The organism is Delftia acidovorans NBRC 14950, from assembly GCF_001598795.1.
Lineage (GTDB): Bacteria > Pseudomonadota > Gammaproteobacteria > Burkholderiales > Burkholderiaceae_C > Comamonas > Comamonas acidovorans.
In genome coordinates this window covers 45,628-72,486 of record NZ_BCZP01000005.1, presented here as the reverse complement: position 1 = coordinate 72,486, position 26,859 = coordinate 45,628, and the positions used below count along the sequence as shown (strand labels likewise).

General features: G+C 66.6%; 27 protein-coding genes. 12 read left to right on the top strand and 15 right to left on the bottom strand.

Features of this window, described 5'->3' with window-relative positions:
* The first annotated feature begins 10 nt into the window (after window positions 1-10).
* Entirely contained in the window at window positions 11-718 is a 708-nt protein-coding gene (locus tag DA1_RS07960) for a DUF4198 domain-containing protein (RefSeq protein WP_034392376.1), read from the top strand.
* A 33-nt stretch (window positions 719-751) separates the two neighbouring features.
* On the opposite strand, the gene DA1_RS07955 is transcribed toward DA1_RS07960, so the two are convergent.
* A complete protein-coding gene (locus tag DA1_RS07955) occupies window positions 752-2,050 on the bottom strand; it encodes a D-amino acid dehydrogenase (protein ID WP_034392380.1) in 1,299 nt (432 codons plus the stop codon).
* Between the two features lie 114 nt (window positions 2,051-2,164).
* Between DA1_RS07955 and DA1_RS07950 the strand changes: the two genes are divergently transcribed.
* Together DA1_RS07950 and DA1_RS07945 are read left to right on the top strand one after the other, a co-directional pair.
* A complete protein-coding gene (locus tag DA1_RS07950; RefSeq protein ID WP_012204957.1) occupies window positions 2,165-2,650 on the top strand; it encodes a winged helix-turn-helix transcriptional regulator in 486 nt (161 codons plus the stop codon).
* Between the two features lie 332 nt (window positions 2,651-2,982).
* Entirely contained in the window at window positions 2,983-4,212 is a 1,230-nt protein-coding gene (locus DA1_RS07945; protein WP_034392383.1) for an IPTL-CTERM sorting domain-containing protein, read from the top strand.
* A 27-nt stretch (window positions 4,213-4,239) separates the two neighbouring features.
* Here DA1_RS07945 and DA1_RS07940 read toward each other — a convergent pair whose 3' ends face one another.
* The 8 genes from DA1_RS07940 to DA1_RS07905 all read right to left on the bottom strand — a co-directional run bounded on the left by DA1_RS07940 (window position 4,240) and on the right by DA1_RS07905 (window position 11,466).
* A complete protein-coding gene (locus DA1_RS07940; RefSeq protein ID WP_034392386.1) occupies window positions 4,240-5,100 on the bottom strand; it encodes a phosphodiesterase in 861 nt (286 codons plus the stop codon).
* Entirely contained in the window at window positions 5,087-6,148 is a 1,062-nt protein-coding gene (locus DA1_RS07935; protein WP_016448130.1) for an ABC transporter ATP-binding protein, read from the bottom strand. Before DA1_RS07935 ends, DA1_RS07940 begins: the two co-directional genes overlap by 14 nt.
* Entirely contained in the window at window positions 6,138-6,905 is a 768-nt protein-coding gene (locus tag DA1_RS07930) for an ABC transporter permease (RefSeq protein ID WP_034398390.1), read from the bottom strand. The genes DA1_RS07935 and DA1_RS07930 overlap by 11 nt, the downstream gene beginning before the upstream one ends.
* Window positions 6,906-7,024: 119 nt before the next feature.
* Entirely contained in the window at window positions 7,025-7,882 is an 858-nt protein-coding gene (locus DA1_RS07925) for an ABC transporter permease (protein ID WP_034392389.1), read from the bottom strand.
* A complete protein-coding gene (locus DA1_RS07920) occupies window positions 7,879-8,916 on the bottom strand; it encodes an ABC transporter substrate-binding protein (protein WP_012204963.1) in 1,038 nt (345 codons plus the stop codon). Before DA1_RS07920 ends, DA1_RS07925 begins: the two co-directional genes overlap by 4 nt.
* 79 nt (window positions 8,917-8,995) lie before the next feature.
* Window positions 8,996-9,985 carry a LacI family DNA-binding transcriptional regulator gene (locus DA1_RS07915; protein ID WP_034392392.1) on the bottom strand — a complete coding sequence of 330 codons (990 nt, stop codon included), beginning with the start codon at window positions 9,983-9,985 and terminating at the stop codon, window positions 8,996-8,998.
* Between the two features lie 127 nt (window positions 9,986-10,112).
* Window positions 10,113-10,901 carry a nucleotidyltransferase domain-containing protein gene (locus DA1_RS07910; RefSeq protein ID WP_034392395.1) on the bottom strand — a complete coding sequence of 263 codons (789 nt, stop codon included), beginning with the start codon at window positions 10,899-10,901 and terminating at the stop codon, window positions 10,113-10,115.
* Between the two features lie 25 nt (window positions 10,902-10,926).
* Window positions 10,927-11,466: a GNAT family N-acetyltransferase gene (locus DA1_RS07905; RefSeq protein ID WP_034392396.1), complete on the bottom strand. Its 540-nt coding sequence runs from the start codon at window positions 11,464-11,466 to the stop codon at window positions 10,927-10,929.
* Between the two features lie 215 nt (window positions 11,467-11,681).
* On the opposite strand from DA1_RS07905, the gene DA1_RS07900 reads away from it, so the two are divergent.
* Window positions 11,682-13,070, top strand: a complete 1,389-nt coding sequence (locus tag DA1_RS07900) for a GntP family permease (protein ID WP_016453662.1) — start codon at window positions 11,682-11,684, stop codon at window positions 13,068-13,070.
* A gap of 500 nt (window positions 13,071-13,570) precedes the next feature.
* A complete protein-coding gene (infA, locus tag DA1_RS07895) occupies window positions 13,571-13,834 on the top strand; it encodes a translation initiation factor IF-1 (RefSeq protein WP_012204971.1) in 264 nt (87 codons plus the stop codon).
* A gap of 161 nt (window positions 13,835-13,995) precedes the next feature.
* Here the strand turns inward: infA and DA1_RS07890 are convergent, their stop codons facing one another.
* The 3 genes from DA1_RS07890 to DA1_RS07880 form a co-directional block, all read right to left on the bottom strand.
* Window positions 13,996-14,280 (bottom strand): pentapeptide MXKDX repeat protein, encoded by a 285-nt coding sequence (locus tag DA1_RS07890; protein WP_034392399.1) that lies wholly within the window; start codon window positions 14,278-14,280, stop codon window positions 13,996-13,998.
* A 105-nt stretch (window positions 14,281-14,385) separates the two neighbouring features.
* On the bottom strand, window positions 14,386-15,177 hold the full coding sequence (locus DA1_RS07885; protein ID WP_034392402.1) for a molybdopterin-dependent oxidoreductase: 792 nt from the start codon (window positions 15,175-15,177) through the stop codon (window positions 14,386-14,388).
* Window positions 15,174-15,827 carry a cytochrome b/b6 domain-containing protein gene (locus DA1_RS07880; protein ID WP_034392405.1) on the bottom strand — a complete coding sequence of 218 codons (654 nt, stop codon included), beginning with the start codon at window positions 15,825-15,827 and terminating at the stop codon, window positions 15,174-15,176. Before DA1_RS07880 ends, DA1_RS07885 begins: the two co-directional genes overlap by 4 nt.
* 319 nt (window positions 15,828-16,146) lie before the next feature.
* On the opposite strand from DA1_RS07880, the gene DA1_RS30290 reads away from it, so the two are divergent.
* The 5 genes from DA1_RS30290 to DA1_RS07860 all read left to right on the top strand — a co-directional run bounded on the left by DA1_RS30290 (window position 16,147) and on the right by DA1_RS07860 (window position 20,423).
* A complete protein-coding gene (locus tag DA1_RS30290; protein ID WP_155294207.1) occupies window positions 16,147-16,434 on the top strand; it encodes a hypothetical protein in 288 nt (95 codons plus the stop codon).
* Between the two features lie 335 nt (window positions 16,435-16,769).
* Window positions 16,770-17,069: a hypothetical protein gene (locus tag DA1_RS07875; RefSeq protein WP_013802880.1), complete on the top strand. Its 300-nt coding sequence runs from the start codon at window positions 16,770-16,772 to the stop codon at window positions 17,067-17,069.
* An 82-nt stretch (window positions 17,070-17,151) separates the two neighbouring features.
* Window positions 17,152-18,075 (top strand): dioxygenase family protein, encoded by a 924-nt coding sequence (locus tag DA1_RS07870; protein ID WP_034392408.1) that lies wholly within the window; start codon window positions 17,152-17,154, stop codon window positions 18,073-18,075.
* Between the two features lie 12 nt (window positions 18,076-18,087).
* Window positions 18,088-19,731, top strand: coding sequence for an ATP-binding protein (locus DA1_RS07865; RefSeq protein ID WP_034392411.1), 1,644 nt, complete (start codon window positions 18,088-18,090; stop codon window positions 19,729-19,731).
* Window positions 19,728-20,423 (top strand): response regulator, encoded by a 696-nt coding sequence (locus DA1_RS07860; RefSeq protein ID WP_012204984.1) that lies wholly within the window; start codon window positions 19,728-19,730, stop codon window positions 20,421-20,423. Before DA1_RS07865 ends, DA1_RS07860 begins: the two co-directional genes overlap by 4 nt.
* A gap of 27 nt (window positions 20,424-20,450) precedes the next feature.
* Here DA1_RS07860 and DA1_RS07855 read toward each other — a convergent pair whose 3' ends face one another.
* Window positions 20,451-21,761, bottom strand: coding sequence for an NtaA/DmoA family FMN-dependent monooxygenase (locus tag DA1_RS07855; protein ID WP_034392414.1), 1,311 nt, complete (start codon window positions 21,759-21,761; stop codon window positions 20,451-20,453).
* Window positions 21,762-21,780: 19 nt separating this feature from the next.
* Entirely contained in the window at window positions 21,781-23,730 is a 1,950-nt protein-coding gene (locus DA1_RS07850) for a TonB-dependent receptor (RefSeq protein WP_230590759.1), read from the bottom strand.
* A 358-nt stretch (window positions 23,731-24,088) separates the two neighbouring features.
* Between DA1_RS07850 and DA1_RS07845 the strand changes: the two genes are divergently transcribed.
* Window positions 24,089-24,880: an IclR family transcriptional regulator gene (locus DA1_RS07845; protein ID WP_155294209.1), complete on the top strand. Its 792-nt coding sequence runs from the start codon at window positions 24,089-24,091 to the stop codon at window positions 24,878-24,880.
* 30 nt (window positions 24,881-24,910) lie between these two features.
* Here DA1_RS07845 and DA1_RS07840 read toward each other — a convergent pair whose 3' ends face one another.
* Entirely contained in the window at window positions 24,911-25,726 is an 816-nt protein-coding gene (locus tag DA1_RS07840) for an ABC transporter ATP-binding protein (RefSeq protein WP_034392420.1), read from the bottom strand.
* Between the two features lie 119 nt (window positions 25,727-25,845).
* On the opposite strand from DA1_RS07840, the gene fepB reads away from it, so the two are divergent.
* Window positions 25,846-26,856 (top strand): Fe2+-enterobactin ABC transporter substrate-binding protein, encoded by a 1,011-nt coding sequence (gene fepB / locus DA1_RS07835; protein WP_034392424.1) that lies wholly within the window; start codon window positions 25,846-25,848, stop codon window positions 26,854-26,856.
* Window positions 26,857-26,859 lie beyond the last annotated feature (3 nt).

The following is a 26,859-nucleotide window of genomic DNA, read 5'->3' as shown; positions in this document are numbered from 1 at the left end:
GAAGCAAGAAATGAAATCCCACCCCTATTTCACATCCGCCGCATTCGCGGCCTTGCTGGCCTGCGCACCGCTGGCCCAGGCCCACAACGTCTGGCTGGAGCCCGATGCCGACGGCGCCTACACCGTTCAATTCGGCGGCCATGAGGGCAAGCTGGAGAACTTTGCGGCCGGCAAGCTCAAGAGCGTTGAGGCCTATGACGCGCGCGGCCGCCGCATCGACGTGGCCGTGCAGCCCGTGCCCGGCGGCGCCCGCGCCACGCCGGCCCGCAAGGCTGCGCTGCTGGCCGCGCATTTCGACAACGGATTTTTCAGCCGCGTGGGCGAGGGGCCGATGGTCGAAAAGCCCATGACCGAGAACCCCGGTGCCACCAGCGGCGTGCATGCGCTCAAGTTCCACAAGACCATCCTCGAATGGGGCCCGGTCACCCGCGAGAAGCTGGGCCAGACCCTGGAGATCATCGCCAGGACCCGCCGCTCGCCTCACGCGGGCGAGCCCCAGCAATTCCAGGTGCTGCTGAACGGCCAGCCCCGGGCCGGCGTGCGCGTGTCGCTGGGAGAAAGCGGCACGCCACTGGCAACCGATGCCGACGGCCTGGTGACCGTCACACCGCGTGCCGGCATGAACCAGTTGCTGGCCATCGTGCGCCTGCCCGTGGCAGGCGACGCGCGCACCACCAGCCTCAGCTACGAATACCTGCTGGGGTTCTCGGCGCATTGAAGTGGGGGCGACGCCCGGCCGCGCTCAGGACGCTCAGGCGGACACGGGCGTGGAGCTGCCCCCCAGGTGCCGGGCCGGCCGGTGCGTGTAGCGGTCCAGGGCCAGGCCGTCCGTGCTGATTTCCGGGCTGCGGCCGGTGATCAGGTCGGCGATCAGGCGGCCCGAGCCGCAGGCCATGGTCCAGCCCAGCGTACCGTGGCCGGTGTTCAGGAACAGGTTGGCATAGTGCGTGGCGCCGATGATGGGCGTGCCGTCCGGCGTCATGGGCCGCAGCCCGGTCCAGAAGCTGGCGCGCGCCACATCGCCGCCCGGGAACAGGTCGTTGACCACCAGTTCCAGCGTGGCGCGGCGGCGCGGGTCCAGGCGCAGGTCGAACCCGCCCAGCTCGGCCATGCCCCCCACGCGGATGCGGTCGTCAAAGCGGGTGACGGCAATCTTGTAGGTCTCGTCCAGCACCGTGGACTGCGGCGCCAGCGCCGGGTTGCCCAGCGGCACGGTGAGCGAATAGCCCTTGACGGGGTAGACGGGCAGGTCCAGCCCCAGCGGCTCCAGCGCCTGGCGCGAGTAGCTGCCGAAGGCCATCACATAGCGGTCGGCGGTCAGCAGCTCGCCATTCACGCGCACGCCGGCAATGCGGCCGCCTTCGACCACCAGGCCATCCACGTTCTGGTTGAAGCGCAACTCCACGCCCAGGCCGGTGGCGATGCGGGCCAGCTCGTTGGTGAAGCGGTGGCAGTCGCCGGTCTCATCCTTGGGCAGGCGCAGGCCGCCCGTCAGCCGGTCGCGCGCCTGGGCCAGGGCGGGCTCCACTTGGGCGAGCTGGTCGCGGTCCAGCAGCTCGAAGGGCACGGCGCATTCGCGCAGCACGGCCACGTCGCGCCCCACGGCGTCCAGCTGGGCCTGGGTGCGGAACAGTTGCAAGGTGCCGCCCGTGCGCTGCTCGTAGGCAATGCCGGTGTCGGCGCGCAACTGCTGCAGGCAGCTGCGGCTGTACTCGGCCACGCGCATCATGCGTTCCTTGTTGACGGCGTAGCGCTGGGCCGAGCAGTTGCGCAGCATCTGCGCCATCCAGCGCAGCTGGAACAGGCTGCCGTCCAGGCGCACGGCCAGCGGCGCGTGTTCCTGCAGCATCCACTTCAGGGCCTTGAGCGGAATGCCGGGCGCCGCCCAGGGCGTGGAGTAGCCGGGCGAGACCTGGCCTGCGTTGGCAAAGCTGGTTTCGGACGCGGGCGCATCCTGCCGGTCCAGCACCGTGACCTCGGCACCGGCCCGCGCCAGGTAGTACGCACTGGTCACGCCGATGACACCGCCGCCAAGAACAAGGACTTTCATACGATTCACCGCCAGGTCAACAAGATGAAATCAAAGTCTATTGACGATGAGGCAGTGGAAACCACTGAAATATTGCTACTCTCCAGTGATTGATAAGCCCCGGGAATCGCCGCCATGGCCGCCAAAAGTGAAAACCGCGTGCTTGACCGCACCGATCGCAAGATCCTCGACATCCTGCAGCGGGACGGCCGCATCTCCATGACCGAACTGGCCGAGCAGGTCAGCCTCTCGGCCACGCCCTGCTCGGAGCGCGTGCGCCGCCTGGAGCGCGATGGCGTGATCACCGGCTACCACGCCCACCTCTCGCCCGAGGCGCTGGGCAAGACGCTGCTGGTGTTCGTGGAGATCAAGCTCTCGTCCAAGTCGGGCGAGGTCTTCGACAAGGTGCGCCAGGAGCTGCTGCACGTGCCTGACGTGCTGGAGTGCTTCCTGGTCTCGGGCAGCTTCGACTACCTGGTCAAGGCCCGCCTGGGCGGCATGCGCGAGTACCGCCGCCTGCTGGGCGACATCCTCAAGAAACTGCCCGTGCCGGCCGAGTCGCACAGCTATGTGGTGATGGAAGAGGTCAAGGAGACGCTGGCGCTGCCTGTGGATCGGTGAGGGAGCCGTCCTCGGCGTTCCAGGGTCGGATCTACCGCCATTTCTTATTGTTATTTACTGTTTGAAACGTTTGTCACAATATCGTTGATTCAAATGGGGTATTGTGCGATCCAATCAAAAAGGATATTGGGCGGAAGATCGGTTGTTATGGAGTTCCGCATTCATCGGCGCTCTCCGTTGAAAAGTAAACAGGACGACGGCTTGGAGTTCAATTCCAATGGCGGGATTGCAAATATTTGTCATTGAATAGTGGCTGTAAGGGATTGTTGATTTTTAAAGTTCAATGCCAGTGATACCTTGATAGCTCAAATCTATCTATCACTGGGAGTTCTATGAAAAATCACGCCCTCATGGCTGCCTTGATGGCCGGCGCAGCACTCTCGGCCTGCCCCCCCGCCAGCGCGCAAGTGACCCGTTACTACGGGGAGATGAGAACCTCCTACTCGGATTTCCAGGATCGCACGGCGTGTCCCCTGGGGTCTCACGGCTCATGCCAGGATTTTCCGAGGACCGCCCGCCTGGCCGGCTGGTTTGAAACGGCCGCACCCTTGCAGCCCAATCTGGACGAGAGCGAAATAAGGGCGCTGGTGACTTCCTATAGTTTCTCGGACGGATTGAACACCTACAGCAGTTCCGATCCGGATGTGCGCGCATTCATTTTCAGGGTTTCCACGGACAGTGGGTCCAATATCGTGAGAAACAGAATCCACCTTCAACGCTGGCTGACGGGAAACAATCCGCACCGCTCCATCAATCAAATTGGCCCGGGTGGATCTCCCAATGATGTGGATATGCTCAGCCGGTTTGAAATGGCCACAGAACAGGTGGGTGCCATGAACAACGCGATGTGCGCTTCCTTGTTCTCGGAAACATCCCAGCAGGTCAGCCATTCGGGTGAAAGCGACACCTGTTTGGGCACCTATGAGATGCCCGACAACGGCGTGTCCGTTGCGTGGACCGGGGCGCCCGTGCAAAACCAGAACGTCATGTCCTGGCACAGGGAGGCCGTGCATCCTGCCCTGTCGTTGACCCACAGCATCTCGCCCGCAGGCCAGGTGCAGGCGGGGCAGGAGGTGCGCTACACCATCACCGTCAGGAATACGGGGACCGTGCCCGCCACCCAGGCGCAGATTGCCGACAGCCTGCCTGCCGGCCTGGAGCGCGCCACCTGGATCTGTACGCCCGGCGCCAGCACGCCATGTCCCGTGGCGTCAGGCTCCGGATCGCTGGCAGTCACGGTGCCCGTGTTCGCGGCAGGAGACTCGCTGGTTTTCACCGTGATGGCCAGCGTGTCCAACCCGGCGCCCGCAACCATTACCAATGTGGCCACCGTGAATGCCGGGGACCCGGCGGTGCAGTGCATGCAAGCAGGGCAGGTCGTGGGAACGGTGCCGTGCATGGCTTCCGCGTCCATCAATACGGTGGCGGCTCCACCCGGCGGTGGCCAGGTGACCCCCGTGCCGACGCTGCAGCACACAGCCCTTGTGGTCCTGAGCCTGCTGGCTGCAGCCATCGGATGGATGGGGCTGGGGCGGCGGCAGCGGGTCGGCGCGGGCCGCTGACGCGGCCACAGGGGCGCTGGCCCGGGCTCAGTCGATCAACCGCCCGTCCGCATCCCAGAACGGGTGCGGCCCGTCGAATTGCCCGCTGGCCACGGCATGGCTGACCAGCCGGCCGCCGTGCGGCAGGGCGTGCAGCATGAAGCCGGGCGGCTCCAGCGTCCAGGCCGATGCGGCGTCGGGCGCCAGGTCCAGGCAGACCTGGTGGGCGGGCGCGGGCGAGGTCATGGCCACCGTGCCGCCGAAGGCGACCTGGATGCTGCGGTGCAGGTGGCCGCAGATGACGCGCTGCACGTTGGGGTGGCGGCGCACCAGGTCTTCCAGCGCCTGTGCACCCTGCAGCAGGCCGATCTTGTCCATGTGGCCTATCAGGGTCTCGAAGGGCGGGTGGTGCATGGCGATCACCACGGGGCGGCCTTCGCTGGCGGCCAGCTGCAGCTCCAGCCATTGCAGGCGCTCCTCGCACAATGCGCCCTCGCTGTGGCCGGGCACCACGGTGTCCAGCGCGATCAGCCGCAGATCGCCAATGTCCACGGCGTACTGGATGAAGCCGTCGCTGCGCAGCCAGGTGTGCTCGGGAAAGGCGGTGCGCAGCGTGTCGCGGTCGTCGTGGTTGCCGGGCAGCAGGTAGATGGGAAGCGTGCCCATCGGCGCCAGCAGGCTGCGCAGGTGGGCGTATTCGGCGGGCCGGCCGAAGTCGGTCAGGTCGCCCGTGATCACGACGGCGTGCGGCTGCTGCGGCAGGGCGAGCACGCTTTGCACCGTGCGCTCCAGGTATTGGGCGGTATCGATGCGGCGGTAGGTCAGGCGGCCGGGTTCGCGGATGTGCAGGTCGGTGAGCTGGGCCAGGAAGGTGGTCATGGAGGGGCGCAGGGTTTCAGGCGTGGGCATGGTTGGGCATCCATTGGTGGGGGGCGATGCGCAAGGCCACGCGGTCGCCCGATTGCGCGGCGTGGTCGCGGGCCACGTCGGCCATCAGCGGCGTGTGGCCTGCCAGTTCCAGCGTGAGCTGCAGGCGGTCGCCCAGAAAGACGCGGCGCGCCACTGATGCGGGCACGGCGCCCGGCGTGCCGGCGGCGCAGACCTCGATGTCTTCAGGGCGCAGCAGCAGCCGGGCCGCGCCCGTGCATTCGGCCGGGCAGGCCAGCTCCATGCCGGCCAGCGCCAGCCGGTTGCTGCGCGCATCGTCTTCGCTGCGTTCGACCTGGTTCACGCGCCCCAGGAAGGTGGCGACAAAGGGATGGGCCGGTCGGCGGTACAGGCTCTCACCGTCGCCCACCTGCAGGATGCGGCCTGCCTGCATGACGGCCATGCGGTCGGCAATGGCCATGGCCTCCTGCTGGTCGTGCGTGACGTGGACGGCGGTGATGCGCAGCTGGCGCAGCAATTGGGCCAGCTCGTCGCGCAGGGTTTCCTTGAGCTTGGCGTCCAGTGCGGTCAGCGGCTCGTCCAGCAGCAGCACGCGCGGGCGCGATGCCACGGCGCGGGCCAGGGCCACGCGCTGGCGCTGGCCGCCGGACAGTTCGGCCGGGCGCTTGTGCTCCAGGCCGTTCAGGCGCACAAGGTCCACCAGTTCGCCCACCACGCGGCGCTGCTCCTGCTCGGACACGCCGCGTATGCGCAGGCCATAGGCTATGTTGGCCTGCACGCTCATCTGCGGGAACAGCGCGTAGTGCTGGAACACCATGCCCACCTGGCGCTTTTCTATGGGCACGCGGGTGACGTCGGTGTCGCCGAAGGCGATGCGGCTGCCCGCGTCCGGCGTCTCCAGCCCCGCGATGATGCGCAGCAGCGTGGTCTTGCCGCAGCCCGAGGGGCCGAGCAGGGCCAGCACCTCGCCGGGCTCCACGCGCAGGTCGGTGGCCTGCAGGCCGCGGGTGCCGTCGGCATAGGTCTTGGCGCATTGCCGGATGTCGATGGCGACGCTGTTACTTTCCATAATGCTTCTCGATGAAATGCCCCAGCGCCTGCAGCAACCACATCACGGGCAGGATGACGATGAGGAAGATGAGGGTGTAGGCCGAACCCACCTCGATGCGCATGGACGCATAGCTGTCGGCCAGGCCCACGGGCAGGGTGCGCGTCAGCGGCGTGTGCAGCATCCAGGTCAGGTTGAACTCGCCCATGGACAGGGTGAACACCATCAGGCAGGCGGCCACGATGGCGGGCAGCACGGCAGGCACCAGCACGCCCAGGAAGCGCTGCGTGAACGAGGCGCCCAGGCTGCGCGCAGCCTCCTCCAGCGCCACCAGCTCCTGGCGGCGCAGTGCCGAGCCCACCATGCGCACCATGAAGGGCAGGGTGAACACCACATGGCCCACCAGGATGAAGGCAAAGCTCTGGCGGAAGGCGGCCACGCTGCCATAGGCCAGCAGCAGGGCCAGGGCGCTGGCCAGGCCCGGAATGGCCACGGGCAGCGTCAGCAGCTCCTCGAAATGCCGGGCCCAGGGCGAGCGGCTGCGCGCCAGCGCATAGGCGCAGGGCACGCCCAGCACCAAGGTCATGGCCACGCAGGCGCAGGCCAGCAGCAGCGACATCAGCACGGTATTGCCGTAGCCGGCCCAGACTTCGGCCAGCCAGCGCGTGGTCAAGCCGCTGGCCAGGCCCTGGCCGTAGTTCTGCACCAGCCCGGCCAGCACCGACAGCAGCATGGGCGCCAGCATGAACAGGGTGACCGTGGCCGTCACCAGCCACATCAGCGGTGGCATTTTTGGCCGCCGGGCCGCCCCAAGGCAAAAAGCGGCCCCTTCGGGGGGCAGCGGACCTTGCGCTGCAAGGGCAGCGTGGGGGCTATTTTTTTGTGTGGTCCGCATGTTCAGACTCCCGAGGCGGCCGGACCCGCCCAGCGCCGCGACAGCCACAGCACCAGCCAGGTGATCAGCCCCAGGCTGATCGACAGGCTGGCGGCCAGGGCGAAGTTGGCGTAGTTGGTGAACTCGTTGTAGATGGTGATGGGCAGCACCTCGAACTTGCTCGACAGCGTGAAGGCCGTGCCGAAGGCGCCCACCGACGTGGCGAACACGATGGCGCCGCAGGCCAGCGTGGTGGGCAGCAGCTGCGGCCACCACACATCGCGCGCCACGCGCCAGCCGTTGCCGCCCAGCGAGCGCGCGGCCTCTTCCAGGTGCGGGTCCAGCGCCTCGGCCGCTGCCGTGTAGGAGGCAATGGCGCGCGGCAGCGAGAAATACAGGTAGCCCAGGAACAGGCCCAGCAGCCCGTAGGCGAAGGTGATCCGCTCACCGCCCAGGGCCACCGACAGGTCGGCCAGCGCGCCCTGGCGCCCGCCCAGCAGGATGATGAAAAAGCCGATGATCACGCCCGGAAACGACAGCGGCAGCGTCAGCAGCGACAGCAGCAGGCCGCGCCCCGTGAAGCGGTGGCGCGCCAGCGCAATGCCCATCACCGCGCCGATCAGCAGCGTGGCCAGGGTCACGGCCAGTGACAGGGCCAGCGTCTGCAGCAGGCTTTGCAGGTACAGCGTGTCGGTCAGCGTGGCGAAGTAGGTGCGCCAGCCTTCACGCGCCGGCAGCGCCAGCAGCAGGCCGGCCGGCAGCAGCCAGAACGCCGCGAAGAAGGCCACGGCCGGCGCGCTGCAGGCCAGCAGCAGCGCGCGGGCGCGCCAGTCGCCTGGCGCTTGGGAGGGAATGCCCACGATGCAGTCCGCCTGGCTCAACGCACTTCACGCAGGTAGCGCGTGGAGAAGCCCTTTTGCACATCGGCCATCTTCTGGTAGTCCACCGAGGTGGCGCGTGCGTACTCGCTGGCGGGCAGGAAATGGCCGGCCACCTCCTTGGGCAGGGCCACGTCGCGCACGGGGCGCAGGTAGGCGTTGGCCCAGATGGACTGGCCCTTGTCGGACAGCACATAGTCCAGCACCTTCTTGCCGTTGTCCGTGTGCGGCGCCTTGTTCACCAGGCTCATCACATAGGGCATGACCACGGTGCCTTCCTTGGGGATCACGAAGTCCACGTCGGCCTTGTCCTTGTAGCGGGCGCGGTAGGCGTTGAAGTCGTAGTCCAGCAGGATGCCGATCTCGCCCGACAGCAGGCGCGCATACGAGGTCTGCTTGGGCACGATGGGCTCGTTCTTCTGCAGCTTTTTGAAGTAGTCGATGGCGGGCTGGAAGTTGTCCAGCGTGCCGCCCATGGCCTGGTTCACGGCCACGGCGCCCACATAGCCCACGAAGGCCGAGGCCGGGTCCAGGTAGCCCACCAGGCCCTTGTATTCGGGCTTGAGCAGGTCTGCCCAGGACTGCGGCACGGGCTTGCCGCCCAGCGCCGCCTTGTTGACCATGAAGCCCAGCGTGCCCGAGTGGATGGTCACCCACTCGCCCTTGGGGTCCTTGAGGCCGGCGGGAATCTGGTCCCAGTTGGCGGGCTTGTAGGCGGCGACCACGCCGTCTTTCTGCGCCTGGATGGCGAAGGTCACGCCCAGGTAGGTCACATCGGCCACGGGGCTGGCCTTCTCGGCCACCAGCTGGGCCAGCGACTGGCCGGAGTTCTTGTTGTCGGGCGGCACGGTGATGCCGGTATCGGCCTTGATGGCCTTGATCTGCGTGCCCCAGTCGGCCCATTCGGGCGGGCAGTTGTAGCAGATTGCGCTCTGGGCCAGGGCCGTTCCGCAGACGGCGGTGGTGGCGGCCAGCAGGGCCAGGCGCTTGAAGGAGGGCTTGAAGGAGAGCTTGAAGGGGAGGGCAGTCAGTTTCATGGTGCGTACTCGAAGAGGTGGGGGAGCGTGGGGAAGGGAAGGGCGCGGCCTTGGCTTGCGCGGGCCGCTGTTGTTGGTTTCAGAGCCGGCAGGACTCGCCGCTGCGCCAGCCATGCGGCAGGCACAGGCTGTCTTGCGCGGCCAGGGTTTTCTTGCCCGCCAGCGCATCGCACAGCAGGCGCACGCAGGCCGAGCCGATGTCGTGGTTGGGTTGGGAAATCGAGGCCAGCGAAGGCGTGAGATCGCCCGCCATGGCAATCCCGTCAAAGCCGACCACGCTGAGGTCCGCAGGCACGCGGAACCCGGCCAGCGATGCCGCGCGGATGGTGCGTATCGCCAGCAGATCGTTGCTGCAGACAATGGCCGTGGGCGGCGCCTGCTCGCTCAGGTGCTGCTGCAGCATCTGCACGGCCGTGGCGGCAAAGGGCACCTCCCAGACGGGCAGCGGCGCCAGGCCTGCGGCCTGCATGCCCAGCGCATAGCCACGGCAGCGCTGCTGGGCGCGGTCGGACGCGCGCAACTGGCCCGTGACCATGCCGATGCGGCTGTGGCCTGCCGCAGCCAGGCGCAGCACCAGCTCCCTGACGGCGCCCGTGTTGTCCACGCCCACGCAGGCATGCTCATGGGTGTGGTGATAGGCCAGCACATAGGGCTTGCCGGCCTGGCGCACACGCGCCAGCGCCGCCGAATCGCCAGGGTTGGAGACCACCAGCACCAGCGCATCCACTCCGCTGGCCAGCAGCCGCGTGGTGGCCGCGTCTTCACCGGCGTGGTCGTATTCGGTGGTGCAGGGCGAAATCGCATAGCCGCGCAGCGCCGCCTGTGAGGCAATGCCCTGCAGGCACTCGGCAAACACCGGATTGGTGAGCGTGGGCAGCACCACGCCCAGCACCTTGCTGCTGCGCGTACGCAGCGTGCGTGCGCTGGCATTGGCCACATAGCCCACTTCCTGCGCCACGCGCAGCACCGTGCTGCGCGTTTGCGCATTGACCACCTCCGGCGTATTGAAAACCCGCGAAACAGTGGCGACGGACAGTCCCGCGCGGCGTGCAACCTCGGTGATGCTCATGGATGTAAACGATTTCTTGAAAACGTTTACATTGCACCCGCTGCGCGTGACAGGGAGGTGACGAAGGTTTGAAGCTTTTGTGGCAGCCAGGCGTTTGGCGGCTTGGGGCTCTGGCGTTGCCCGGTACCTAGACTGCCGTAGATGCAGCCCGCTGGCGCCGAATCCAGCTGATGAAGGCCGAAAGCTCTGCGTTGAAACGAGCTCTGGGTGCCTCGGGCGTCCTTGACTGCGCCAGAAAGAAAGCCATGGACTGCGCCATTTCCGGATGGAGCTGCGCAAAGCAATCGGCGAACTCCTCCAGCGTGCGCGGCCAGAAGCCGCCTGAGCAGGGGCGCAGCACATTGGTGGCCCGGATCAGCTTGCGTGCGGCTTCGCGTTGCAGACGCAGGGCCTCCATGTCGTCCCGGGTTGCGGCAATGCGCTGCAGGTAGTCGTTCAGCACCTGCACGTAGTCGCCATTGACGGCCTGTGCAATCGCCCTGGACGGCTCGAACGCCTCAAACTGCTGCGCCAGGTCTTCTCCATGGATGCAGCGGCACTCATGCTTGAGCCAGTAGCCCCAGCTGTAAAGATGAGCCGGATCCAGCACCTCTTGCCGAGTGCCCAGATCGAAATCGATCTTCACGACTTCTTTGTGACGTAGTTGCAGGTCCTGGCGCAGCTGCTCCAGCCGGGAGCTCTCCTGCCTGGAGAGGGGGCGGGCCAGCACGATCGTCAGATCCAGGTCCGAGAAGCCCGCCCTCGCGCAGCCGCGCGCCACGCTGCCATACAGGTAGAGGCTGTCCAGCGCCTCGCCGAGGGCGCTGGCGATGGCTGCGCGCGCATCATCCTCCAGGCGCTGGAACTCGGGCTGGACAGGATCGTTGGGGATGAGGTCCAGAGTGCGGGGCGCGTGAGGATCGCTGCAGGAGTGCATGGGGATGCCTGGGCTTATCGCCCGCTCATTCGTCTGTCGCAAGCCGCGCATAGAGCGCATAGTCCCTGGGCATTCCGCGAACCAGCCTGAACGAACGCAGCAGCCCCTCATGCCGGTACCCGCAGGCCTGCACGACCTTGGCCGAGGCCTGGTTCGACTCCAGCACCGCAGCCTGGATGCGGATGAAGCCGTATTCCTGAAAGGCCCATCGGGTCACTGTCGCGCACAGGGCCTTGGCTATGCCGCGTCCCCAGTACTCCGGGGCGAGGTCGTAGGCGATTTCGGCGGTGCGGTTCACGCCGGAGATGGTGTGAAAGCCGATGCTGCCCACCATCCGGCCACTGCGGGCATCGACGACGGCCAGGCGGCGCTGGGAGTCGGCGGACGGGGACTCGAACGCATCGAACAGCGGCAGCAGGTCGTCGCCTGAGGCGAGGTTCCAACTGGTGTGCTCGGTGACGGCGGGCAGCCTCAGGTAGGCGTACCAGGCGCCGATGTCCGAGCGTTCGATCTGGCGAAGGGAGATTCCGGGCAGCTCCGGTACGGGGGGATGGTGTATGCGCATGGGTTCCGGGATGGCAGCACCGGGCTTGCCCGGCAGGCACGATTGTGGACCGGCGCCAGCGCGAACTCTGTGAACAAGCCTGAAACCTACAACCCGCCGACAGGCCCAGGCATACGATTTGTAGCGATTGGAAACCGCCCACCGCTTGCGGCATGCCGCATGCCGCAAGCGCGCAGGCGGGGTCCAACGCCAAGAATCACAACTCCAAGCTTCCTATGTCTTCATTCGATACCCAACTGCTGCTCATCGCGCTGGCCAGCGTGCTGGTCCTCGTCGCGCTGATCGTCTCGCGCATCCGTCTTCATCCCTTGCTGGCCCTGCTGGTGGTTTCCATTGGCGTGGGCTTTGCCACGGGCATGGCGCCGGGCGAGATCGTCAAGAACCTCACCAACGGGGCCGGCAAGACGCTGGGCGCGGTGGGCGTGGTGATTGCCCTGGGCGCCATGCTGGGCAAGATCCTGGCGGACTCCGGCACCACCGAGCGGCTGGCCAGTGCCATCCTGCAGCGCACCTCCGAGCGCATGATTCCCTGGGCCATGACCCTGGTGGCCTTCGTGATCGGCATCCCCATGTTCTTCGAGGTGGGGCTGGTGGTCATGCTGCCGCTGATCTTCAGCGTGGCGCGCAAGCTGGAAAGCAATGAGCGCTTCAAGGGATCGGCCTATGTCTATGTGGGCGTGCCCGTGATCGCCGCGCTGGCCGCCATGCACGGCATGGTGCCGCCGCACCCCGGCCCTCTCACCGCCATTGCCACGCTGCACACCACGGTCGGCCCGACCATGCTGTACGGCTTTCTGGCAGTGATTCCCGCCATGGTGCTGGGTGGCCCGCTGTATGGGGCCTTCATCACGCCGCGCATGAGCACGCGCCCCGATGCAGCCCTGCTGGAGCAGTTCACATCAGGCAAGAAGGAAGGCGGGGAGGGCAGTGCGCCCAGCATCGGCATGGGCGTGCTGTGCGCCTTGCTGCCCGCGCTGCTGATGCTGGTGCATGCGCTGGCCGAGGTGCTTCTGCCCAAGGATTCGGGCCTGCTGCATGCGGCGGCCTTCCTGGGCAATCCGCTGGTGGCCATGCTGCTGGGCGTGGTGTTTGCCTCCATCACCCTGGGCTATCTGCGCGGCGCCGATGCCGAGAAGCTGCGCGACGCGCTGGGCCAGAGCCTCAAGCCCATCGCCGGCATCATGCTCATCATTGCGGGCGGCGGCGCCTTCCAGCAGATCCTGACCAGCGCCAAGGTGGGCGATGCCATCGTCCACATGACCCAGCAGTTCGCCCTGCCTCCGCTGGTGCTGGGCTGGATGATCGCCATGCTGCTGTCGGTGTCCACCGGCTCGGCCACCGTGGGCATCGTGGGCGCGGCGGGCCTGCTGGCGCCGCTGGCGGCCTCCGATCCTTCGCTGAACGTGCCGCTGCTGGCGCTGGCCATTGGCTGCGGCTCGCTGTTCTTCAACTACGCCAACCACGCGGGCTTCTGGATGGTGAAGGAGTCCTTCGGCATGAGCATGGGCGAGGCCACCAAGACCATTACCGTGGTCCAGTCCATCGTGTCCTTTGTGGGCCTGCTGATGGTGCTGCTGTTCAATCTGCTGCCCAAGCTGGGATAGGTGAAAGGCATGAGGCGGGCCGCCGGCGGCCGCTTCGATGCCGCGGCAACCACCAAGAGAGGGCACTTCTCCCGGTTCGACTGCGAATTGCCCCAGTCGCGACAGGGAAAATGCCGTCCCGTACAGGTGTGGTACCCGGCGCCGCTTCAACGCGCGGCCGGCAATTCACCTATACTGATGGAGGTGCTGTCCTTGTTGTTCGCCTCCTCAGTGCCCGTCTGACACCTTCGCGGTCTCCGGGCTGCCGTTAGCCGCCCACTGTCACAAAGTCTGTGACGAGGTCCGCAACTGTCACTCTCAACGGCGAGCACCACGCGAATCCAACCCACCTCCCGGGTCCGCACTCTCCCTGCCACCTGCAGGGACCTCTTTTCCCTTTTTTCGATGCTCCGCTGCCTGCGTGCAGCGGTCATCCTGCGCTGGCCCAAGGCCGCAGCATGGTGCTGCACCAGCAACTTGCGGCGACGCAACCCTTTCAACATGTACTCACAGGAGTCCCATTGGCTAAAGAAGAACTGATCGAAATGCAAGGCCGGGTAGACGAAGTGCTGCCTGATTCCCGCTTCCGCGTAACGCTGGAAAACGGCCACCAGCTCATCGCCTATACCGGCGGAAAAATGCGCAAGCACCGCATCCGCGTGCTGGCCGGCGACAAGGTGACGCTTGAAATGTCGCCCTATGACCTGAACAAGGGTCGCCTCACGTTCCGCCACATCGAGCAACGCTCCGGCGCACCGGGCCCGCGTCCTCCGCAGCGCCGCTGAAGCCCGCCGGCCCGCTTCTGTTGCAGAGCGGGCACTCGGGGCGCAGGCAGGACCGGGCTCTGTGCCTGGTTGCCTGATCGGCAGCCCCAGTCAGCTTTCCAAGCAGCCCCGACGGCCCGACCGCCTGGAGGGCACCAGACGGATCAGGCGAGTCCGTCTGCTTATTTGGACATGGCGTCCTTGCCCATGGAATCCTTCTTCATTCCATCCTTGTGCATGCCGTCCTTGGACATCGAGTCCTTCTTCATCCCGTCCTTGGACATGGAGTCTTTCTTCATGCCGTCCTTGGCCATGGAGTCCTTCTTCATTCCGTCCTTGGACATCGAATCCTTGGACATGGCTCCGTTGGACATGCCGTCCTTCGCCATCTCATCCGCAGCGAATGCCGTGGTGGCACCGGCCAGGGCGAGGCAGGTGGCGAGCAGGGTGGTGGTGAGCTTGGTCATTTGAGTCTTCCTTTGGATTAGCGGTTTGCGGTATTGCAAATCGGCCGGCTTTGGATGGGCCCGGCCTCGCACCTTCGTTGGCGGCCCAGCGGCTTGGAAGGCCGCTCAACTGCCTCCGAACCAGTTGTAGCCCTGGTCTTCCCAGTAGCCGCCGGAGTAGGTGTTGGTGACGAACATGGCCTGGATGTGCTTCGGGTTCTTGTAGCCCAGCTTGGTGGGCATGCGCAGCTTCATCGGAAAGCCATATTTGGGCGGCAGGGGCTGCCCGTCGTAAGTCAATGCCATCAGCGTCTGCGGATGCAGGGCCGTGGCCATGTCTATGCTGGTGAAGTAGTCGTCAACGCACTTGAAGCCGACGTACTTGGCACTGGTGTCGGCGCCTATGTGGCGCAGGAAATCGGCAAAGCGCACGCCGCCCCAGCGGCCTATGGCGCTCCAGCCTTCCACGCAGATGTGGCGCGTGATCTGTTCGTCCTGCGGCATGGCGCGCAGCTCGGCCAGGGTCCAGGCATGGCGGTCGGCGACCATGCCGGTCACCTCCAGGCGCCAGCTGGCCCCGTCCACCTCGCGTACCTCGTCCTCTCCGTAATAGGCATTGAAAGGGAAGGGGCGCGTGATCTCGGCTGCGGAATAGGTGGGCGCCAGCCGCGAGGGGCTGAACAGCAGGCCCTGCATGCGGTCGTTGAAGCGCGATACCTGGCTGAGCGCGGCCTCGACGTGGCTGTCATCGCTGATGCTGCAGCCCGTGAGCAGGGACAGGCCGCCCAGCGTGAGCGAGCGCTGCAAGAAGGTGCGGCGTGCGGGCTGGTCCAGCTTGCGGGAGATCAGCGAGCGTGCCTCGCGCACCACGGCCGCGCCATCGACGCCGGGCAGGGAAGGGGCTTTGAAGATGTTCATGGGGACTTGGGCGCACGGCCGTGGATCATGGTCAGGAAGGTCCGGGGCACCAGGGCGACCATTGCCAGGTGCACCACCACGAAGGCCACCAGCGCGGACATGCCGAAGAAGTGCACGCGCCGTGCGGATTCATAGCCGCCCAGCAACTCGCGCAGCAGCGGGAACTGCACCGACTTCCAGAGCACCAGGCCCGACAGCACGATCACCACCAGGTCCAGCACCACGAACAGGTAGGCCAGCTTTTGCACATGGTTGTAGCGGGCCGGGTCGGCGTGCGACAGCCGGCCCTTGAGGGCGGCCACCAGGTCCTGGCGCACGCCCTGCACGCTGACGGGAAAGAACTTGCGCAGCCACCGGCCGCTGGCGATATTGAGCAGCAGGTACAGCAGTCCGTTGAACACCAGCAGCCACATGGCCGCGAAGTGCCATTGCAGCGCCCCGCCCAGCCAGCCGCCCAGCGTGATCGAGCCCGGAAAGCTGAAATCAAAGAACGGCGCCGCGTTGTAGATGCGCCAGCCGCTGGTCACCAGGATGACCACGGCCAGCGCATTGAGCCAATGCGTGAGGCGCAGCCACAGCGGGTGGATGCGCTGGCCATCCTTGGGCTGTGCCGGTTGGGGGGTGATGAGGGCGGTGTTCATGGGTCCCATTGTTGGAGGGACCCTGTAGCGGATGTATCACGCAAACTTCAATTAATCGTGATAACTCCGAAGGTGCTGGTCGGGGCCAGCCAGAAAACAGGGGGCGGCCTGGGTGTCTTCGGACACAGGCTTGCGCTGTCCAGACGCTGCAACCAGCGACACGTCGTCATTTGAAATACATCTATCGGATTCAAATTGTCAATATCTGATCCGTATTGGATGAATTATTGTGAAGTGTGCTTGAATCTGGGTGAGGTGATGGCTGGTTCATTCTGTTGAAATATCCGGTAAAGGTGTGTCATATCAATTTTGAACAGGAGGAATGACTATGCATGATAACTTCGCGATAGAAATGTCGAGGTGTTTCAGGCTCAGCATCGCTGGGCTTGCAATTTCTTTGTCTGTGCTCACATCTCCTGGTCTGGCTCACGCACGAGGTTTTACACAAGCCGAGATTGACGAGGCAAAAGAAGTTCTTGAGCTTTATGATTTTTGGGACGGTCGGGATGGAGACGATGTAGATTCGAATTGCTTTCAAAAACATCTGGAGGAAATCAGGCCTGGAAACTTGGGCTTGGATTATCTTTTTACTATCTCTGATTCAATTAAATGCTGAGCGCAGTGCCGCAGTACAGGGAAATCTGAGTCATTGTCAGTGCTGACATGGCGCATCGGGATCGACCCGTACGGCAATTCGTGCCGTGCTGTTGGCATCGGGGGCTGATGTCCATTTCCTGGAGAGCGCGTTTTTCAACTGGGCCAGGCTGAGCTGCTGGCCTTCCAGGCTGTAGGGGCGATCATTGCCGCCTGCCGCCTGCCGCCTGCCGCCTGCCGCCTGCCGCCTGCCGCCTGCCGCCTGCCGCCTGCCGCCTGCATTTCGATCACGGTCACTTCTCCCAATTTCCCCCCAGATTGGTCGCAAGAATTCCTGTGCAACTCCAGGAAAAGACCATGATTGATTTCTCGCAAACCAACGCTTCACGCGTTCGCCCGGCCCTTGTGCTGGCTGTGGCGGCCTTCGCGGCGGCCTGCAGCCATGCGCAGGGCCACGGGGGGCACGGCAATCCGCCGTCGCCGCCGCCCGAGGCCTATACGGCCTGCCAGGGCAAGGCCGAGGGCGACAGCGTGACGCTGACCATGCCCGATGGCAAGACGCTGGCCGGCACCTGCCGCAGCCTGAACGGGCAGCTGGTGGCCATGCCGGCCGGCGGACCCGGCGCAGGCGGGCCGCCGCCCCATCCGCAGCAGTGATCGCGTGGCCCGGCGGGCCACGCCGCCGGGCTGTCTGCAACCCCACGGGCCTGCGCACAGGCCCTCATGAAAAGCCATCCCCATGAACCACTCTCACGATGCCGATGATCTAGCCCACGACCTGGGCCTTCAGCACGATCTGCAAGTCATGGCGCGCCGCCTGTCCGAGCGCCGCCGCCTGTTGGGCCTGATGGCTGCCGGTGGCGCTGCCGCGCTCTTGTCCGCCTGCGGTGGTGGCGGAGGTGATTCCGGTGATTCGACAGGGACCGGCACAGGAACCGGGACAGGAACGGGCACCGACACGGGCACAGGTACGGGCACAGATACGGGAACCACGACCACCACCTGCATGGTCGATCCCACGGAAACCGAAGGCCCTTACCCCGCCGACGGCTCCAACGGCTCGCGCGGCAGCCTGGTCAATGTGCTGTCGCAAAGCGGCGTGGTGCGCAGCGACCTGCGCAGCAGCTTTGGCGGCATGAGCGGCACGGCTGCGGGCCTGCCGCTGACGCTCAAGATCACCCTGGTCAACGTCAGCACCAACTGCAGCCCGCTGGAAGGCTATGCCATCTACCTGTGGCACTGCACCCGCGAGGGCGAGTATTCGCTGTACTCCACCGACCTGCTCAACCAGAACTTCCTGCGCGGTGTACAGGCGACGGACAGCAATGGCGAATGCACCTTTGTGACCATCTTCCCGGGCTGCTATGACGGGCGTTGGCCGCACATGCACTTCGAGGTGTTCCGCAGCCTCAACACGGCCGGCAGCTACACCAACAAGCTGCTGACCTCGCAGATGGCCATGCCCAAGGACGTGGCCAGCGCCGTCTATGCCGGTGTCAGCGGCTACAGCGCCAGCGTCTCCAACCTGTCGCGGGTCAGCGTGACATCGGACAATGTCTTCGGCGACAACACCAGCGAGCAGATCGCCTGGCAGACGCCCACCTTCACCGGAGACACCACCAATGGCCACACCGCCACGATATCCATCGGCATTGCCGTCTGACGCAGGGACTGAATGAGCCTCCGCCTCCCACGCCTGAAGCTGCAGCACAAGGCCTTCTTCGCCCTGGCCGTGCTGCTGGTGGCCCTGCTGCTGGTGTTTCTCGGGTTCTCGCGCCTGGGGCTGCAGAGGGGCCTGGGGCCCTACATGGCCGAGGTGGAGCTGACCGGCATGGACGGGCTGGCCGAGCGGCTGGTCCAGCACCATGAGCAAAACGGCGGCTGGGATGCGGCGCGCGCCAACCCCGGTTTCTGGCGCGACATGGTGCGCCCGGGCGCAGGCATGGGCCGGGGCTTTCCTGCGGGCGAGCCCGGGCCACGGCCCCCCATGCCCATGCCCATGCCGGAGCCGAGGCCTGGTTTTGAGGGAAGCCACGGTCCGGGCCCGGGCCCGGAGTTTCCGCCGCCACCTGGGCCGGAAGGCGGAGAGCCTGCCGATCGCTCAGATCGATCAGATCGCTCCGACCGTACAGACCGTACAGACCGCCCAGGCCCGCCGCCAGACCGCCCGTTCGGCGGCCCGTGGGCGCGCGTGGGCCTGCTGGATGCCCAGGGCCAGCTCATCTCCGGCATGGCGCCGCAGCCAGGCGCGGCGCATCGCGTTCTGCGCGCAGCCAATGGTCAGGCCATTGGCGAGATCGTGCTGTCCCCCGTGCAGACCGGGCAGGGCATGCAGCGCGACCTGGACCGCGCCTTCCTCGCGCAGCAGATGGGTTTTGTGGCCTGGACCGGGCTGGCCGGCCTGCTGCTGGCGCTGCTGCTGTCGGCCTGGCTCACGCGGCGCTGGCTGGAGCCGCTGACCGCCTTTGTCGATGGCCTGCGCGGCATTGCGGCCGGGCGGCTGGATACGCGCGTGGCCATCAAGGGCGATGCGGAGCTGGCCCGCCTTGCGGAAACCTTCAACGACATGGCCGTGCAACTGGCCACCATGGAGGCCTCGCGCCAGCGCTGGCTGGCCGACGTGGCGCATGAGCTGCGCACGCCCCTGTCCACCATGCGCGCCGAGGTCGAGGCCGTGCAGGACGGCGTGCTGCCCATGGACGACCGCATGGCGCTGCGCCTGCACCGGCAGATCATGCGGCTGATACGGCTGGTCAGCGACCTGCGCGTGAGCCTGGACGACCCGCAGGCCCTGCACGGCTCGGGCCATGTGCCCGTGCATGTGCTGACCCTGCTGGGCGAGGCGCTGGACGGCGCGCGGCCCGGTTTCGAGCAGGTCGGCATTGGCCTGGACCGCTCCACCGTGGACCAGCTGGCCGCGCGCGTTCCGCCGCCGCTGGTGCAGGGCGACCCGCACCGGCTGCACCAGGTGTTTGCCAACCTGCTGGAAAACAGCCTGCGCTACACGGCTGCGGGCGGGCGGCTGCAGGTGTCTGCCGAAATGGTCCAGATGCAGGACCGCAGCATGCTGCAGCTGTGCTGGGACGACACGGCTCCCGGTGTGGCCAGCCAGCACCTGCCGCGCCTGTTTGACCGCCTTTACCGCGTGGACGCCTCCCGCGTGCGCGACGGCGATGGCCTGGGCGGCTCCGGCCTGGGACTGGCCATCTGCCGCACCATCGTCCAGGCCCATGGCGGCAGCATCGAGGCCGCTGCCTCGCCGCTGGGCGGCCTGCGCATCACGCTGTGGCTGCCCTTGCTGGAAAATCCCGCGCCATGAAGCCTGCCCGCATCCTCCTGGTCGAAGACGAAACCGACATGGCCGCCATCGTCATCGACTACCTGCGCCATGCAGGCTACGAAGTCGAGCACATCCGCCACGGGCGCGAGGCGCTGGACCGCATGCTGCGCTCCCCGCCCGACCTCACCGTGCTGGACATCATGCTGCCGGGGCTGGACGGCCTGGACATCCTGCGCCAGTTCCGCCCACACAGCGCCAGCCCCGTCATCCTGCTCACTGCGCGTGTCGAGGAAATGGACCGCCTGCTGGGCCTGGAGCTGGGCGCGGACGACTACATCTGCAAACCCTTCGCCCCGCGCGAAGTCGTGGCCCGCGTCAAGGCCGTGCTGCGCCGCAGTGCCGGCCCCGGCCCCGCGCAGCAACGCCTGACGCTGCTGCCTGAGCAGGGCCGCGCCATGCTCAACGGCAGCGTGCTGCCGCTGACCAAGCGGGAGCTGACCTTGCTGCAGGCCCTGATGCGCCAGCCCGGCCGCCTGTACTCCCGCGCGCAGCTGCTGGAGCTGGCCTGCGCCGACACGCTGGACGTGAACGAGCGCGCCATCGACAGCCACATCAAGAACCTGCGCAAAAAGCTCAAGGCGGCGGACGACCGCCATGAGTGGATTCGCTCCGTGTACGGCGTGGGCTTTGCGTTCGAGCCCGATGGCGGGTCCGACACGCGGGCGCAGTGAAGGCCCGGCGCGGGCAGGGCGCAGCCCCTACCTCGACTCGTCGAGGTGCTCCATGAACGTGGTGCCCGTGTAGCGGGAGCGGAACAGGCCGGCCTCCACCAGGCACGGCACCAGCTGCTCCAGCACGCAATGCAGGGACTCGACGGAGCCGCCGGGCGCGGCCAGAAAGCCGTCGATGGCGCCAGCGGCGCTCCACTCGGTGATCTGCGCCACGGCATCGTCCACCGTGCCGACCACCTGCCAGTGCGCGGCGGAGAGGATTTCCGGCCGCAGCAGCAGCTCGTCGATGCGCAATGACTCGCGCTCCATCAGGCGCCTGAGCAGGCCCGCATGCGTGCGGCTGGACGGGGTTGCCACGGGCGGCGGAAGGTCGGCTGCGGTGATCGGCCGGTCTGCGGGCCAGTCCGTCAGGTCCAGGCCGACCATGGCCTTGATCGATGCCAGCTTGCGGCCCCTGTCCACCCGGCCGTGCGTCTGCTGGAACATCTCCCGGGCCTGCTCGCGGGTGTCGGCCAGGTACAGGCTCAGGCCGGGCAGCAGGCGCACATCCTGCGCCTGGCGGCCATGGCGCTGGGCGCGCCGAGACAGGTCCCGGCGCAGCTCCAGCGCCGCGTCCAGGTCCGGCGTGGGGGCGAAAACAATGTCTGCCACCGATGCGGCAAAGTCGCGCCCGGTGCTGGACGCGCCCGCCTGCACCAGAGGAATGCGCGGGCCGCCGAACTCCGGCAGGTTCAGCGGGCCGCGCACCTTCAGGTGCGGTCCCTCGTGGTCTATGGGGTGGACCAGCGAGGCGTCGGCGTAGCGGCCGCTGTCCCGGTCGATCTTCAAGGCCTCGTTGGGGAAGCTGGCCCACAGCCGGCGCACCACGTCGGTGAATTCTGCGGCCCGCGCATAGCGTTCATCGGCATCGGGCATGGCCTGCAGCCCGAAGTTCTCGTGGCCCTGCAGGGCCGTGACGATGTTCCACCCGGCGCGGCCGTTGCTGATCCAGTGCAGCGATTGCAGCTGGCGCGCCACCGCATAGGGCGGGAAAAACGTGGTCGATACCGTGGACACCAGGCCGATGCGCGAGGTCTCGCGCGCCAGCGCGGCCATCAGCACCGTGGGGTCCAGGCTGGCGAAGCCCGCGCCCGTCTCCAGCGCCTCCATGGGCAGAAAGCTCACGTCCGGGCGGAAGACGAAGTCCAGGTGCGCAGCCTCGGCGCGCCGGGCCAGGTCCAGAGCGAAGTCGCTGGAGTACAGCCCTTCGATATTGCTGCCGGGCCGCCGCCAGGCGTCGCCGCTCAGCCAGGTGGGGGCCAGCGAAAGGCCGATGTGCAGGGGTTTGCGGGTTGTCATGTCTGCTGTTATTCCTATCTCAGAACGTTCCCCGCACGCCCACGCCGATCATGCGCGGCGCGGTCATGCTGGCCTCGATGCCGCCGATGCCGCGGTTTTGCTGCAGGTACGTCGGTGCGCGCCTGTCGAAGACGTTCTTGATATAGCCGTACAGCTGCACGCGCGCGCTGTAGGCATAGGTCATGCGCAGGTCGGCGATGGTGTTGGAGCCGACCGCATAGGCGCGCGTGTTGGCGGTATCGGAGTAGTAGCCGTCCAGATGGCGCACCTGGCCTGAGACATTGAACCGGGGGCTGGCGTCCCAGCTCACGCCCAGGCTCAGGTTGTAGCCGGGCGAGCGGGCGAAGCGGTTGTGCTCGTAGCCGGGGTTGCTGCCCATCTCCTCGATGCGGGTGCGCAGCACGCCCACGCCGGCCTTGATCCGCAGGTTGTCCAGCGCGCGGTAGTCGGCGCCCAGCTCGAAGCCGTAGGCATGGGCCTTCTCCGCGTTGATGGTGTAGGACTGGGCCACGCCCGGGGAGATGACCACGGGGATGTTGTACTGCGCATCCCGCATGTCCATGTAGAACAGGTTGGTGTTGAGCATCAGCCGGTCATCGAGCAGGCTGGCGCGGCTGAACAGCTCGTAGTTCCAGATCGACTCCTTCTTGAAATACGCCCATTGCCGGCTGGTGAGGTTCAGCGACACACCGCCCGGGTTGTAGCCCCGGCTGACCAGCGCGCCCACGGTCCAGCGCGGTGTGGCGGCATAGGCCAGGGACAGCTTGGGCAGCAGTGCCGAGAAGGTTTTCGTGTAGTCGAGGGCGGTGGGTGCCAGCACCGAAGTGCCGGTGCGCACCACCTCGTCCTGTTGGTAGCGCAGGCCGCTGGTCAGGGTCCAGCGGTCGGCCAGGCGCCAGTTCAGCTCGCCGAAGACGCCCAGGTTCTTCTTCGTGTCGTCGAAGGCGGACAGGCCGCGCAGCAGCAGGCTTTCGTCCGTGCCGGTGCGCGCGTAGTAGACGCCGCCGAAGCCGCTCAGGCGGTTCTTGTCGCTGCCCACCAGGGCGCGGAACTCATTGGAGACATTGTTCTGGCGGATATCGGCATCGCCCTCGCCGGGAATGCCGGTATAGCGCTGCACGGACGAGCGCGAATACTGGGACTGGTTGACCAGCCGCACGCCGTTGCCCAGCTCGTAGCTGAGGTCGAGGATGCCGGTGTCGGTCTTCTGCTTCCAGCTGGGCATGGTTGTCGTCCAGTGCTCCAGCGCGCTGAACGGAGCGGACGCCGCCTCCTGGCTGGGGCGGTTGCTGTCGTTGTGGGAATAGGTGAACTTGGCCTCCAGGCCCGGAATGCGGCTGGGCAGCCACAGGAACTTCATGCGTGCGTTCAGCGCGCGGAAATCCTGATCGGCCTGGCCCCGCTGGAACTGCGGATTGGTGTAGTCGATGAAGGTATCGCGCCCCGAGTAGTCCACGGCCAGCCGCGCGGCCAGCTCCTCGCCCACGGGGCCGGAGACGGCGATGGACGCACGCCGCGAGTGGTAGTCGCCCGCCTCCAGCTGGTAGGCCCCTTCGCGTTTGAAGCTGGGGTCCTTGGTGTTCACGACGATGGCGCCCGCAATGGCATTGGCGCCCTGCGAGGTGGTCTGCGGGCCGCGGAACACCTCGATGCTCTCCACATCCCAGACCGAGGTCGCGCCGAAGAACATCTCGTTGTAGTTGAGGTAGTGCCCGTCCAGGTTGATGGTGGCGCGCGGCACCGTGCCGCCCCAGAAGACGTTCTGGCCGTTGTTGGGCCCCTGCGTGTCCTGCCCGCGGATGATGGGCGCACCCACCGTGTCGGTGTAGACCACGTTGGGCACGTCGTGCAGCACCTCGTGGACCGAGGCGTTGCCGGATTCCTGTCGGGCCAGGTCCTTGCCGGCCTTGACCGACACGGAGGAGGCCGTGTCCTTGAGTTCGCGCCTGACCTTTTCTCCGCTGACCACGACCGCTTCAAGCGCGTTGGATTCCCCCCCGGAACCCGATGCGCCCTGTGCAAAGGCGCCGGCCGGCGCCATCAGGGTAGAGAGTGCGATGGCGCCCGCCCGGGACGGGAGCCTGCGATGGAAACACAGCTTCACAGCATCTTCCTTTGATGAGAATGATTCGTATTTTTCAAAGGTCGCCATCATGCATTGAAATTCCACAGTAGGGAATGCATTCCCACATGCGGAAGAAAAAAACAGCGGCGAAATGGTGTGCGCGCACCCGTGCAGAGCCTTCGGCAGAGCCGGTATCATCGACACCGGCGGCGCCTGCGCCCCCACCTGCGATGCGCCTGGTACAGGCAAGAAAGCCCAGCCCTTGAAAACAACAACACCTCAGACGACAGCCGGCGAGAAGCGCTCCGGCACCATCCAGTCCGTCTCCATCGCCACCCGGTTTCTCATGGTCCTGGCCAATGCCGAAAGCGAGCTGGCGCTGGGCGAGGTGGCCCGGCGAACGGGAACGGGGGGCTCCACGGCCCACCGCTACCTGCAAAGCCTCGTCAAGGAAGGCCTGGCCAAGCAGGACCCGGCCAGCGGCCTGTATGACCTGGGCAGCGCGGCGCTGAGCATCGGCATTGGCGCGCTCAAGCGTGTGGATGCGGTGGAGATTGCGGCGCAGCGCATGAAGGCGCTGACGCACAGCCATGCGCTCAGCGGCGGCGTGGCCATCTGGACCGACCGCGGGCCGACCCTGGTGCGCTGGTACCGCAGCGCCTACTTCTCGATCAACCCGCTGGCGCTGGGCGACATCCTGCCCATAGACAACACCGCCTGCGGCCTGGTGTTCCAGGCCTTCCTGCCCAAGGCCACCATCGACGCCGCACGGCGCCAGCAGCCCGCCTATTTCCGTGGCAAGCCGCCGGCCAAGGCCGTGCTTGACGAAGTGCGCGAGCGCTGCTGGTCCGAGATGACCAGCCACCTGCTGTCCAACGTCACGGGCCAGGCGGCGCCGGTGTTTGATGCGCAGCATGAAATCGTCTGCGCGGTCACCACCGTCTCGGACCTGGGCCAGCTCAAGTCGCCGCAAGACCGGGTCGCGCTGTTCCGCGAGGCCAGCCTGATCAACCAGTCCACGGGCGGGCGGGCCTTCAGCGCAGATTCGCCTTGAAAGCCGCGCCGGGAAAAATGCCCGGGCGCCTCAGTTCCCTGCGGCACGCTCCATGGCATTCACGGCCCTGCGCCCCCTGGGCACCACCAGGGGTGTCCCCGACACGGGGTCTGCAATGATCACGGCCGGCAGGCCGAACACCTCCTGCACCAACTGCTCCGTGAAGATCGCCCCGGGCGCGCCCTGCGCGGCAATGCGCCCGTCGCGCATGGCGATCAGGTGCGAGGCATAGCGGCAGGCCTGGTTGAGGTCGTGCAGCACCGCAACCACCGTACGGCCGGCGTCGTTGAGATCCGCCAGCAGCTCCATCAGCTCGATCTGGTGGGCGATGTCCAGGAACGTCGTGGGCTCGTCCAGCAGCAGGATCGGCGTCTGCTGCGCCAGCACCATCGCAATCCACACCCGCTGGCGCTGGCCGCCTGACAGCTCGTCCAGCAGGCGGTCGGACAGCGCTGCCACATCGGTGGCCTGCATGGCCTCGGCCACGGCCTGCTCATCCGCGTCCGTCCACTGCCTCAGGAAGGATTGATGGGGGTAGCGCCCCCGCGCCACCAGGTCCGCCACCGTGATGCCCTCGGGCGCCATCGCGCTTTGCGGCAGCAGGCCCAGGCGCCGCGCCACCTCCTTGGCGGGAAATTGCGAGATGTGCCGGCCATCCAGGATGACCTGCCCGGCCACCGGCGCCAGCAGCCGCGACAGCGCGCGCAGCAGGGTGGACTTGCCGCAGGCGTTCGGCCCCACGATGACGGTGAAGGAGCCATCGGGAATGGCAAGGGACAGGCCCTGCGAAATCGTGCGCTCGCCGTAGCGCAGCGTCACCGCATCAGCACTCAGGCGCTGCGTCATGGCCGGTCATTTCCCACAATCGATAGATCCTTCGGTGTTTGCAATGTGGAATGAATTCTACAATACGGAATACGCTGAAGACGCCGCCCTGGCGCCCGGCCCCGTCGCTTCGGATCGAGATGAACAGACTCCAACTTGCCGCCCTGGGCGCGGCCGCCGCACTGGCCGTGCTGGCCTGTTTTGCATGGTTTCCACGCGCCGACGTTCCCGTGGCGGGCGCCGCACCGCATACATCGGATACATCGGATACATCGCATGCGTCGCATACATCGGATACGCCGGCTGCAGCACACGCAGACCATGCACCGCTGCCCCGGCGCATCGTCTCCACCTCGCCCAGCGTGACCGGCATCCTGCTGGCCATCGATGCGCCGGTCGTTGCGACCGCCGCGACCACGCCCAGCCGCATGACCGACGACAAGGGCTTTTTCTCGCAATGGGCCGCCGTTGCCGACAAGCGCGGCGTGCAGGTGCTCTACCGCAACCTGCAATTCGACATCGAGGCCGCCATCGGCGCCAGCCCCGACCTGCTGGTGGCCTCCGCCACCGGGGCCGACAGCGTGGCCCAGCACCGCCCCGAACTGCAGGCGCAGGGCGTGCCCATGGTCGTGGTCGACTACTCCAGCCAGTCCTGGCAGGACATCGCCACCGAGCTGGGCCGCATCACGGGCCATGCGAAGCAGGCCGCCGCAGCCATTGCCCGCTTCGATGCCCATGTGGCGCAGACCGCCGCCTCCATCACGCCACCGGCCCAGCCCGTCAGCATCGTCGCCTACAACCTGGCCGGCAGCTACTCCATAGGCCGCGCCGCCAGCCCCCATGCGCGGCTGCTGGCCGCACTGGGCTTCAAGGTGGAGGGCCTGCCGCCCGCGCTGGCCGCCCAGGTCACTCGCGCCTCGGACTTCGAATTCATCTCCCGCGAGAATCTCTCGGCCGCCATCACCGGCGACTCCGTCTTCCTGCTCGGCGCCTCGCAGGGCGATGTGCAGGCCTTCCTGGACGATCCGCTGCTGGCCAATCTGCCCGCCGTTGCCGGCCGGCGCGTCTATCCGCTGGGCCCGACCTCGTTTCGCATCGACTACTACTCGGGGCAGCAGATGGTCGACGCCGTGGCAAGCCATTTCCGCTGAGCC

Excerpts from the sequence above, each read along its gene's own strand:
- DA1_RS07865 (WP_034392411.1), top strand. The coding sequence starts at position 18,088 with ATGAGCCTCCGCCTCCCACGCCTGAAGCTGCAGCACAAGGCCTTCTTC.
- DA1_RS07915 (WP_034392392.1), bottom strand. The coding sequence starts at position 9,985 with ATGAGCATCACCGAGGTTGCACGCCGCGCGGGACTGTCCGTCGCCACT.
- DA1_RS07860 (WP_012204984.1), top strand. The coding sequence starts at position 19,728 with ATGAAGCCTGCCCGCATCCTCCTGGTCGAAGACGAAACCGACATGGCC.
- DA1_RS07900 (WP_016453662.1), top strand. The coding sequence starts at position 11,682 with ATGTCTTCATTCGATACCCAACTGCTGCTCATCGCGCTGGCCAGCGTG.
- DA1_RS07920 (WP_012204963.1), bottom strand. The coding sequence starts at position 8,916 with ATGAAACTGACTGCCCTCCCCTTCAAGCTCTCCTTCAAGCCCTCCTTC.
- DA1_RS07880 (WP_034392405.1), bottom strand. The coding sequence starts at position 15,827 with ATGGGACCCATGAACACCGCCCTCATCACCCCCCAACCGGCACAGCCC.
- DA1_RS07885 (WP_034392402.1), bottom strand. The coding sequence starts at position 15,177 with ATGAACATCTTCAAAGCCCCTTCCCTGCCCGGCGTCGATGGCGCGGCC.
- DA1_RS07945 (WP_034392383.1), top strand. The coding sequence starts at position 2,983 with ATGAAAAATCACGCCCTCATGGCTGCCTTGATGGCCGGCGCAGCACTC.
- DA1_RS07955 (WP_034392380.1), bottom strand. The coding sequence starts at position 2,050 with ATGAAAGTCCTTGTTCTTGGCGGCGGTGTCATCGGCGTGACCAGTGCG.
- DA1_RS07940 (WP_034392386.1), bottom strand. The coding sequence starts at position 5,100 with ATGCCCACGCCTGAAACCCTGCGCCCCTCCATGACCACCTTCCTGGCC.
- DA1_RS07875 (WP_013802880.1), top strand. The coding sequence starts at position 16,770 with ATGATTGATTTCTCGCAAACCAACGCTTCACGCGTTCGCCCGGCCCTT.
- DA1_RS30290 (WP_155294207.1), top strand. The coding sequence starts at position 16,147 with ATGCATGATAACTTCGCGATAGAAATGTCGAGGTGTTTCAGGCTCAGC.
- DA1_RS07840 (WP_034392420.1), bottom strand. The coding sequence starts at position 25,726 with ATGACGCAGCGCCTGAGTGCTGATGCGGTGACGCTGCGCTACGGCGAG.
- DA1_RS07855 (WP_034392414.1), bottom strand. The coding sequence starts at position 21,761 with ATGACAACCCGCAAACCCCTGCACATCGGCCTTTCGCTGGCCCCCACC.
- DA1_RS07935 (WP_016448130.1), bottom strand. The coding sequence starts at position 6,148 with ATGGAAAGTAACAGCGTCGCCATCGACATCCGGCAATGCGCCAAGACC.
- DA1_RS07870 (WP_034392408.1), top strand. The coding sequence starts at position 17,152 with ATGAACCACTCTCACGATGCCGATGATCTAGCCCACGACCTGGGCCTT.
- DA1_RS07890 (WP_034392399.1), bottom strand. The coding sequence starts at position 14,280 with ATGACCAAGCTCACCACCACCCTGCTCGCCACCTGCCTCGCCCTGGCC.
- DA1_RS07960 (WP_034392376.1), top strand. The coding sequence starts at position 11 with ATGAAATCCCACCCCTATTTCACATCCGCCGCATTCGCGGCCTTGCTG.
- fepB (WP_034392424.1), top strand. The coding sequence starts at position 25,846 with ATGAACAGACTCCAACTTGCCGCCCTGGGCGCGGCCGCCGCACTGGCC.
- DA1_RS07930 (WP_034398390.1), bottom strand. The coding sequence starts at position 6,905 with ATGTGGCTGGTGACGGCCACGGTCACCCTGTTCATGCTGGCGCCCATG.
- DA1_RS07910 (WP_034392395.1), bottom strand. The coding sequence starts at position 10,901 with ATGCACTCCTGCAGCGATCCTCACGCGCCCCGCACTCTGGACCTCATC.
- DA1_RS07950 (WP_012204957.1), top strand. The coding sequence starts at position 2,165 with ATGGCCGCCAAAAGTGAAAACCGCGTGCTTGACCGCACCGATCGCAAG.
- DA1_RS07905 (WP_034392396.1), bottom strand. The coding sequence starts at position 11,466 with ATGCGCATACACCATCCCCCCGTACCGGAGCTGCCCGGAATCTCCCTT.